Raw genomic sequence first — 517 nt, forward strand, 5'->3', positions numbered from 1 at the left:
GCTGAGGAGGATCATTATTTAATAAAGGATTGTTGCTATACACACTTTCTTCTTCCGCATTGATCATTCTAAAATAAATCTCATTTAATTGCTCTCCATTACTACCTATTAGTTTAAAGGACCAATTGTATTTTTCTTTATAGGTTTGCCATAATGTATAGGGCAATGTGTTACTTTTTATTTCTTGTTTTACTTTTTCTGAAAATATTTTATCCATGTTGTCTTGCATATTTTCTTCACGAGTACCGTATTCAGATATGTTCTCCCATTTTACATTTGGGACTTCTTTTGCATAATAGGTGGCTATTAGTTTTTGCTCTCTCATGCCTGCCATCCAAACGGTAACTTCTCCTCCTAAAGAAACACCTGCAATGATCTGGTCATACTTCATGTGTTTTAATTTTCTGCCGGATTGTGTGTCATCAAAGGTTTTACCTTGATTAGATGGGTCTGTACTTTCTTCTTGTAGCATTTTTTCTATTTCTTCGGACGGCAAATCAAAAGTGCTCTCATAAAA

At 34.0% G+C, this 517-nt stretch carries 1 protein-coding gene; it reads right to left on the reverse strand.

Annotated elements, in window-relative coordinates; genetic code table 11:
- Positions 1 to 472: DUF2931 family protein (locus IUY40_RS19245; RefSeq protein ID WP_229335710.1), on the reverse strand; the 472-nt coding region annotated here is incomplete at its 3' end.
- Positions 473 to 517 lie beyond the last annotated feature (45 nt).

Source organism: Flavobacterium sp. ALJ2 (assembly GCF_015594725.1).
Taxonomy (GTDB): Bacteria; Bacteroidota; Bacteroidia; order Flavobacteriales; family Flavobacteriaceae; genus Flavobacterium.